The sequence below is a fragment of the Paraburkholderia nemoris genome (assembly GCF_905221015.1).
GTDB classification, from domain to species: Bacteria; Pseudomonadota; Gammaproteobacteria; order Burkholderiales; family Burkholderiaceae; genus Paraburkholderia; species Paraburkholderia nemoris.
Window position 1 is genome coordinate 413,282 of sequence record NZ_CAJNBO010000004.1, and the last position, 8,298, is coordinate 421,579.

At 60.8% G+C, this 8,298-nt stretch carries 8 protein-coding genes; 3 read left to right on the forward strand and 5 right to left on the reverse strand.

Going from position 1 to position 8,298, the window contains the following annotated elements; all coding sequences use genetic code 11:
* Positions 1-65 precede the first annotated feature (65 nt).
* Positions 66-554, reverse strand: a complete 489-nt coding sequence (locus tag KHO33_RS08730; RefSeq protein ID WP_054034942.1) for a putative toxin-antitoxin system toxin component, PIN family — start codon at positions 552-554, stop codon at positions 66-68.
* A 57-nt stretch (positions 555-611) separates the two neighbouring features.
* On the opposite strand from KHO33_RS08730, the gene yaaA reads away from it, so the two are divergent.
* The gene (yaaA, locus tag KHO33_RS08735) at positions 612-1,394 is read left to right on the forward strand and encodes a peroxide stress protein YaaA (RefSeq protein WP_200564468.1); all 783 of its coding nucleotides are present in this window, start codon (positions 612-614) and stop codon (positions 1,392-1,394) included.
* 34 nt (positions 1,395-1,428) lie between these two features.
* A complete protein-coding gene (locus KHO33_RS08740) occupies positions 1,429-2,583 on the forward strand; it encodes a M14 family metallopeptidase (RefSeq protein WP_200564469.1) in 1,155 nt (384 codons plus the stop codon).
* Positions 2,584-2,700: 117 nt separating this feature from the next.
* Here the strand turns inward: KHO33_RS08740 and KHO33_RS08745 are convergent, their stop codons facing one another.
* The 4 genes from KHO33_RS08745 to KHO33_RS08760 form a co-directional block, all read right to left on the reverse strand.
* Positions 2,701-3,366 (reverse strand): BspC domain-containing protein, encoded by a 666-nt coding sequence (locus tag KHO33_RS08745; RefSeq protein WP_200564470.1) that lies wholly within the window; start codon positions 3,364-3,366, stop codon positions 2,701-2,703.
* Between the two features lie 167 nt (positions 3,367-3,533).
* The gene (locus KHO33_RS08750) at positions 3,534-4,208 is read right to left on the reverse strand and encodes an energy-coupling factor ABC transporter permease (RefSeq protein WP_200564481.1); all 675 of its coding nucleotides are present in this window, start codon (positions 4,206-4,208) and stop codon (positions 3,534-3,536) included.
* A 112-nt stretch (positions 4,209-4,320) separates the two neighbouring features.
* Entirely contained in the window at positions 4,321-5,196 is an 876-nt protein-coding gene (locus KHO33_RS08755; protein ID WP_200564471.1) for a response regulator transcription factor, read from the reverse strand.
* A gap of 215 nt (positions 5,197-5,411) precedes the next feature.
* On the reverse strand, positions 5,412-6,626 hold the full coding sequence (locus tag KHO33_RS08760; RefSeq protein WP_054034941.1) for a DUF2863 family protein: 1,215 nt from the start codon (positions 6,624-6,626) through the stop codon (positions 5,412-5,414).
* A gap of 271 nt (positions 6,627-6,897) precedes the next feature.
* Here KHO33_RS08760 and KHO33_RS08765 point away from each other — a divergent pair, with 271 nt between their 5' ends.
* Entirely contained in the window at positions 6,898-8,013 is a 1,116-nt protein-coding gene (locus KHO33_RS08765) for an AI-2E family transporter (RefSeq protein WP_200564472.1), read from the forward strand.
* Positions 8,014-8,298 lie beyond the last annotated feature (285 nt).

An 8,298-nucleotide genomic window follows, 5' to 3' on the forward strand; every position in this document is an offset into this window, starting at 1 on the left:
TGATTGTAGGGAATCGCGGCCCTGCGTGCGCGCAGTTGGCCCGACGTTGGCCATCTGGCCAGGGGTCATACCGATGCGGGCTCGTCCGCGATTGCCACACAGGCGCTGACGAACGGCGCCGGCTGCGCAATCTGGAAACCGAAGTCACGCGCAATCCGCTTGGCCAGTTTCAACACCGCGCGGTCTTTCGACACTAGCCAGTCGGCCTGTGCGGCGTGCGCGAGTTCGAGGAATTTCTGGTCGTCGCGGTCTTTGCATTTCGGCAACGGCCTGGCATCTTCGGCGGGTGCAGCGGGTTCGACCAACTGCGCGAGGCGTGCAACGACGGCAAGCGCCGCCGCCTTGTCCACATTGCGATGCACGAATTGCGGGTAGTCGAGCACGTAGGTGAGTTCGGCGAGGCAGCGCGCGTCGATCAGCGCGGCGAGTGCGCCACTTTCGAGCGCGGCGCGGATCGGCCGCGTGTGCGGATCGTCGAACACGAGAATATCGATCCACACATTGGAATCGAGGACGACGCGCAAAGCGCCGTGTGAGGCATGGGAACCGGGCATTCGTTACAATCTGGCTTTCGTCTTTGACCGCCAGGCACGGCGTGCCTGCAAGCCTCTATGATAATCGTTCTGTCGCCGGCGAAATCGCTCGACTACGAAACCCCTCCGCACGTCAAAAAGCACACGATCCCCGATTTCGTCGACGATGCGGCCGAATTGATCGGCGGATTGCGCCTTTTGTCGCCGCAGCAAATCGGTTCGTTGATGAGCATTTCCGACCAGCTCGCGCACCTCAATTTCCAGCGTTACGCGGAATGGTCGCCCAGTTTCGGCACGCACAACGCCAAGCAGGCCGTGCTCGCGTTCGACGGCGATGTGTACGAGGGCTTCAATGCCAGAACGTTGTCATCGGCCGATCTGGATTACGCGCAGAATCATGTGCGCGTGCTTTCCGGCCTGTACGGATTGCTGCGCCCGCTCGATCTGCTGCAACCGTACCGCCTCGAAATGGGGACGCGCTTCGCCAATACGCGCGGCAAGGATCTGTACGCGTTCTGGGGTGAACGGATCACGCAGGCTTTGAACGCGCAATTGAAGAAGCGCGCTGCCGCCTCGCGCGTGCTGGTCAACTGCGCGTCCGGTGAGTACTTCAAGTCGGTCAAGCCCAAAGTGCTTGAAGCTCCGATCATCACACCGGTGTTCGAAGACTGGAAGGGCGGCCGCTACAAGATCATCAGTTTTCACGCAAAGCGCGCGCGCGGCCTGATGGCGCGCTACGCGGTCGAAAACCGTCTCGACAAGCCCGAGCAACTGAAGACCTTCAACGCCGAAGGCTATGCGTTCGACGCCGAGGCCTCGAACGATTCCACCTACGTATTCCGCCGCCGCATCGCTGATTGAGCGATTGCCGCGCACACAAGCAGGGAAGAACATCATGACGTTATCGATTACGAGCAACTTCGACGCGGGTGCGATCGAAGTGCTGGCCTGCGAAGACGCCGGCAACATCCGTTTGCGGGTGCGGCCCGACAGTCACGCCGAGTTCGCGCAGTGGTTTTATTTCCGTTTGTCCGGCGCGGCCGGCGAGCGCTGCGTGATGACCTTCGAAAATGCCGCTGCGTGCGCTTTTGCCGAAGGCTGGCGCGACTACCAGGCGGTAGCAAGCTATGACCGCGTGAACTGGTTCCGAGTGCCGACTTCCTACGACGGCCGTGTGTTGACGATCGACCACACGCCGGATTTCGACCGCATCTACTACGCGTATTTCGAGCCGTATAGCGAGGAACGTCACTCGGAGTTTCTCGGCGCGATTCAGCAGATGCCGCAGGCCACGCTCACGGAGTTGGGCAAGACCGTCGAAGGCCGGCCGATGTCGCTGCTGACGCTTGGCACGCCGCAAACCGGCGACACGCCCAAGAAGAAGATCTGGCTGATCGCGCGTCAGCATCCTGGCGAGACGATGGCCGAATGGTTTATCGAAGGTCTCGTCAAGCGTCTCGCGGGTTGGGGCGATTGGGCGGGCGATCCGGTGGCGCGCAAGCTTTACGACCACGCAGTGTTCTACATCGTGCCGAACATGAATCCGGACGGCAGCGTGCACGGCAATCTGCGCACCAACGCGACGGGCGCGAACCTGAACCGCGAATGGATGGAGCCGAACGCAGCGCGCAGTCCCGAGGTGCTCGTGGTGCGTGATGCGATTCACGCGACCGGTTGTGACCTCTTTTTCGATATCCACGGCGACGAGGCGCTGCCGTACGTGTTTGTGGCCGGCTCCGAAATGCTGCCAGGTTTCACCGAGCGGCAGGGCGAGGAGCAGAAAGCGTTCATCGAAGCATTCAAGCATGCGAGCCCGGATTTCCAGGACAAGTACGGCTACGCCGCGAGCAAGTATCGTGAGGACGCGCTCAAGCTGGCTTCGAAGTACATCGGCAACGAATTTGGCTGTCTGTCGTTGACGCTGGAGATGCCGTTCAAGGACAACGCCAATCTGCCGGACGAGCGGGTGGGTTGGAACGGTGAACGTAGCGCGTCGCTGGGCGCCGCCATGCTGCAGGCTATTTTGCGACACGTGGAGACGTTCGCGTAACTGGACGCCGCATAGAGAAACGGGGCACACACTTTGGAAGTGTGTGCCCCGTTTTTTTGCTGGGTGTGAGCTCGGTCTGTGGTGCGGGTCCGCTGACGCGGCCTTCGCTCTTGTCCGCTATTGAGTCTTTTTCGCCGCGGACTTCTTCGCAGTCGTTTTACCCGAAGACTTGCTGGAAGTTGCTCGCGAAGATTTTCCCGAGCTTGCCTTCGAGGACTTGCCGGTCGCTTTCTTCGTAGTTTTACCACCGGCGGAATGCTTGCCCTTCACACTCTTATGCTTGCCCGAGGACGCTCGCGATCCCGTCGACCCGGCGCTGTGCGCACGGGCCGGCGGCACCGGATCGTTCCAGCTGAACGCCAGCATCTGGGCGCCCACATAGCCGCAACGGAATTTGAGATCGGCTGGATCTCCACCGCCGCTCTGGCGGATACCGAGACCCTCGACGGTAACGATGTTGTCCACCTTGACGCGCTGCTTGCCCTCGTCGAACGAATCGTTCCAAGGCGTGACCGCGGCATGCGCGCTATCGAAGGAGCTTGGTGGAAATTCGACATGGTCGAAGGCGGTCGATGTGCTCGCAACAAAATTGCCATGGGCAGCGCAGTCCGCGACTAGCGGGTCTGCATGCAAGTCATTGACAAATTTGTTGACGAGATCGTTGTGCTGTTCGAGTTGATCGGCGTATGCGGGAGCAGTGCAAATGAGCGAGAGACTCGCTGCAAATGTTGCTAACCGGCCGACCAACCGCAGCAATCGGCGCGGTACGTTGGTGCGATCCATCTAGTTCGTTAGACGCTAATAAGACATGAGGCACGTAAGATGCCTGGCGAGAGGGATGAGTTCAATCCTGACACAAATATTTTGTCCTGTCGTGGTGCGTGGACTCAGGCGCTTTATGTGCCGGGATGGCAGATTGCCGTCGATACGTGCTCGATGCCGCGCTCGTGTCAGGTGCGTGGTCCGCCCAAGCGATATCGACGCACATCATAAGTGGTAACCCACGCCGGACGGTAGACCGCGATCAATGCCGTCGACATGCCCGTGAACCAGGCTTCGCCAGTGGCGAGCAGAAGCACGCTGAACGCGTAGCCGACCGGCACCACGGTCATCGAACCGTCTGCGAGTGTGATGTGAACGCCGAGCGCCGCGGCCGCCGTAAGCGACACGGCAATGGCGGGTGAGACAAAACCCTGGCCGAAGATGAACATGAAGAGGTTACGCGGCAGCCAGGCGATGCTGGCGCGCTGGATCAGGGTTGAGATGCCGACGGGCAACGCACCGAACACGAGGAAGGTCAGTGCAATACCCTGCCAGGGAGCGTCGAAGACGACAGCGGCGAGACCGGTGACGATCGCCATGGCGAGCAGCGCCAGCGCCCAATCGAATAATGTGACGACCAGCGTGGCACCGAGCAGATGCATGACAGTACCGTCGTCGAGCCACGCGTTGCTCGCCCACAGCACGGACACCGCGACGATGATCGCGAGCCAGACATGCTGGAGCGTGCCGTCTTGAAGTCGTTTGAAAGGATTTTTCCACAGCGCGAGCGCGACCACTATCGCAGTGGCGATCCAGCCACCGACAGCGACCCAGAACGGAAGCGGTGTGTAGAGGAAACCCATGTATCTCATATTACTCGTTGGACGAGAAAAGGTGTGAGCGGATTCCATGCCAGCCGGCGCGAACGCTGTCAAAAAACGCGCGTTTCGATTCTGGCGCGCGCGCCGGCTGAGGTTATGCCGAACCTTGCGTGACTTGTTCCGTCGCAGGGCCGGCGGGCGCATCGCCGTATGGCGTGCTCGGTTCGGCCGCCATTGGCAGCGTCTCGGCCGTGTCGTTCGCGGGCAACGGATACTGGAAGCGCCGCAGTGTGCGGCGCCGCAATGGCACCACACCGGCTTGCCCCATTACCGGACGAACCTGGCCTCCGCCATCGTTGCGCAGTACTTGCAAATGAGCCGACAGCCAGCCGTTGTACAGCGCGACTGCGGCGGCGCGGTTAGGCGCTCCGAGTTGCTGAAATATGCTGGTCAGATGGATCTTGACGGTGCCTTCACTGATACCGAGCGTGCGCGCGATCATCTTGTTGGTGCTGCCCATGTGGACGCAGCGCATGATCTGCTCCTGGCGGGGCGACAGGCCGTTGGAAAGCTTGGCCCGGCGCGGTGGTGGATTCTTTTCATCGAACGGTCGGATAGTGACATCCGGCGGTAGCGGAGGATCGAGCGCCAACGCGCCGGGCGGCACATAGTGACCGCCCAGCAGAACCATCTCGAAAGCGCGCACGATCAGGCATGGGTCGGTTTCGCGCGGAATCACGCCGAGCACACCTTCGTCCATGAGGTCCCGTACGGCAGTTGGAGAGATCTTGTCGGTCAGCACTGCAATGCGCAGGTCCGGGTAGTGGCTGAGCAGATGACGGGTGTCGTTAACCGACATCCAGTCCTGCCAGTCGATCACGAGCAGGTCGGGCAGCAGACGCTTGAGCGTACGCTCAACCTGACGCCAATCCTGTGCTTCATTAAAGCGCGCTAGCCGGTCGATTTGCCGCAGCAGTGCTTTGAGTCCATCGCGTCGTTCCGCGTCTGTGTTGAGTATTGAGAATCGCATGCCGTGTCTCCAGATGAATCGGGCGAGGTGGCGCGATGCGCGCGGGCCGGCGAAGGTGCCGGGCGCATTGCGATGCACCACCGGCACTATGATGACAAATTCCCTTCGGTTTGACCCCCTGTCCAAAAGGCATAGGAGGAATGACATAAAAAAGCCCCGCGCGTGGCGGGGCTTTTTGATGTTGACTGCGGCGCAATGACGCCGGCGCTGGCGGCTCAGTGGAAATGCGGTTGCGCGGGCTCCGCGTCTTCCGGCATTTCGGCATGGACGATTTCGCCGAGCGGGTCCGCATAGAGCGGCACACCGCAATCATCGCAATATTCCGGCTCGAAGCGACCCGAGTGGCGGCGCACGTCTGTCACGCCGGTCTCCTTGAGCAATGCGACGATTTCTTCGAGCGGGTCATCCGACGCAGCAGTCTCTTGCGGTTCTTCGTCGATGCCGGGTTCGCCGTTCTCGCGGCCGTAAAGCGGCCATACGACGCCGTAGATCACATCATTGCTGCCCCGGCGCGTGAAGCCGACGCGATATTCGTCGATACGGCGCTCGCCGAAGCCTGCAACAACCGCGCGCAATTCCTGTGGCGCCGCGCCGATTGTGTCGAATAGATAGCGAACGGCGGTACGTACCGTGTGAGGACGCACCCGTTCGTCGGCGTCGCGGCAGGCCGAATAATAGGCATCCGGCAGCAGACACTCGAACTCACATCCGGGCAGCACCAGCGACAGATTGGCACCACCTTGAGTTGCCCATTGTTCGAGGCATTGACCACGCTCAATCCGGCTGCCGTTTTCTTCTTCCTGCCAGCGAAACGCCGGCTCGCCCACCGGCGCCGCGACCACAGCCAGCAGAAAGCGCGGGTCGGCCAGGATGGGCGAGGTTTCCGGCAGTTCGCCGAAATTGAGTTTGACGTTGCCACCCGCCATGGCTGCTTGAGCGAGTTGCTGGGCAATGCGCCAGGTTTCGACGTGGTGACGCGGCAGCTGGTCGATGCTGTACAGGAACGGCACCATGGCCACACGCGTATTGGCCGCGAGCACGTGCGCTTGCAGGTGCGCGCGCAGCGCGTCGGCTGCGTCCACTTTGAGTGGGCCGGAAGGAATCATGTAGCGAGTCCAGGCCAGCACGGGCGCGGCAATCAGCAGCGCTTCATAAGGAGCGCCTTCATGGTCGATGATGAACGACTCGCTGTGCGTTTCCGCCATGTCGGCGAGTGCGCCGTAAGCATCGGGATGATTCTGCTGCAGATGATCGAGTGCGGCGTCCAGCGTAGTCTGGTTGGCGTTACGGACGATCTTGGTCAGCAGCGCATCGAGCTTCGCTTCCCAGAAGCGGTCTTCGGTGCGGCTGCCCGACGCGAAAAGCGCGAGCGAGAGACCGACAAGCTTGTCGGCATCGGGGGGGAGACGTTTGGCGATTCGCGAGCGCATAAATCCGGAAATTGGGAGGCACAGAACCTTATATTCTAGTCTTTTCTATGCCGCCATATTATTTGGCTGACTATGCCGGATGGATTGGGACGTTTCCACATTAAAAATAAGCCCGTTGCAGGGGGCGTCAGATACGTTGCGCAGCGTCCTGGCCGGATGATATAAGACATGCCCAGGGGCGTGGCTCACTCCTATACTGACCACCGTCGGTGGGCGCCTGGCAAGCGTGTGTCTATTCGTCGCTGTGGTCTGGCACAACAGGAGATTCATAGTGAAATCGGACCAACTGATTGAACGTCTCGCCGCAGTGTTCGCGTTGATCATATTGGTAGGTGGTTCCCTGCTGGTGCTTGCGCCTTTTACGACCGCGTTGTTGTGGGGCGCCATTCTCAGTTATAGCTCGTGGGGCCTGTATCGGCGGCTTACCACGGCAGTCGGCGGGCGCCGAAAGCTCGCCGCGACGTTGATCGTGCTCATCATTCTGATTGTGGTGCTTGGTCCGTTCGTCTATGCGGGCTTTGCCTTTGGCGCGCATGTTCACGACATCGTCGCGTTGGTACAAAGACTCTTCGAAGCTGGCTTGCCGGATTTGCCGCCGTGGGTTGGACGAATCCCGCTGGTTGGCTCGAACATCGAGGCGTTCTGGGCGAATGTAACGAGTAGCAACTCTGAACTGATCGCGCAAATGCGTGCGCTTGCGGCGCCGGCCGGCAAGTGGATTCTGGCGGCTGCGATTGCCGTTACGCACGGTCTGGGTTTGTTGGCGCTGAGCATCGTGCTCGCGTTCTTCTTCTATACCGGAGGAGAGGGCGCGGCGGCTTGGCTGAGGGCGGGCATGCGCCGCATCGCCGGCGAACGCGCCGATTACTTGCTAGCGCTGGCGGGCAGCACGGTGAAGGGCGTGGTCTACGGGATTCTCGGCACGGCGCTTGTGCAAGGCATTCTTGCCGGCTTCGGTTGCTGGATTGCGGGCGTCCCGGCGCCGGCGCTGCTCGGGCTGGCGACGTTCTTCCTGTCGGTGATACCGGGCGGCCCGGTGGTCGTCTGGTTGCCTGCGGCGATCTGGCTTTATCACGGCGACTCAACTGGCTGGGCGATCTTTCTGGTTGTGTGGGGCGTGTTGGTCGTCGGCATGTCCGACAACGTCATCAAGCCAATCCTGATCGGCAAGAGTAGTGACATGCCGCTGATTCTGGTGATGCTGGGTATCCTGGGCGGTGCGTTTGCTTTTGGCTTCCTTGGTGTATTCATCGGCCCGACGTTGCTGGCGGTTGCCTATACCGTGCTGCACGATTGGACGATCGGCGCCCCGGCAGCGGACGCTCTGGCGACCGACGTGAAAGTGCCGGTTGTCGATGAGCCCGGGCGCATAGAAAAGGCGCCTTGAAATAAATTTCAGATATGGCTTGCAAGGGGCCGTGCGGCTCGCTAGAATCTCGCTCTTTCGTGCTTCGGACACCGGGGCACGGGAAGCGGGAGAGCCAGCAGTGGCAAGGCTTTGCGCGAAGTGGGCGGGTTCAGGAAGTTAGAAAAACCTGTTGACGGCGTAGCGAAAGTTCTTCATAATCTCGTTTCTCTGCTGCTGATGCAGCGACGCAGAACGAAGCGGTGCCGGGTAGTTGAAGTGGGCGGCGGTTCGGTGGTGAATGCGGACTCGATCTTTAAAAATTAA

What these genes read in the sequence shown, in the direction of transcription:
- KHO33_RS08755 (WP_200564471.1), bottom strand. Translation starts at nt 5,196, where the DNA reads ATGCGATTCTCAATACTCAACACAGACGCGGAACGACGCGATGGACTC.
- KHO33_RS08730 (WP_054034942.1), bottom strand. Translation starts at nt 554, where the DNA reads ATGCCCGGTTCCCATGCCTCACACGGCGCTTTGCGCGTCGTCCTCGAT.
- KHO33_RS08760 (WP_054034941.1), bottom strand. Translation starts at nt 6,626, where the DNA reads ATGCGCTCGCGAATCGCCAAACGTCTCCCCCCCGATGCCGACAAGCTT.
- KHO33_RS08750 (WP_200564481.1), bottom strand. Translation starts at nt 4,208, where the DNA reads ATGGGTTTCCTCTACACACCGCTTCCGTTCTGGGTCGCTGTCGGTGGC.
- KHO33_RS08745 (WP_200564470.1), bottom strand. Translation starts at nt 3,366, where the DNA reads ATGGATCGCACCAACGTACCGCGCCGATTGCTGCGGTTGGTCGGCCGG.
- KHO33_RS08740 (WP_200564469.1), top strand. Translation starts at nt 1,429, where the DNA reads ATGACGTTATCGATTACGAGCAACTTCGACGCGGGTGCGATCGAAGTG.
- yaaA (WP_200564468.1), top strand. Translation starts at nt 612, where the DNA reads ATGATAATCGTTCTGTCGCCGGCGAAATCGCTCGACTACGAAACCCCT.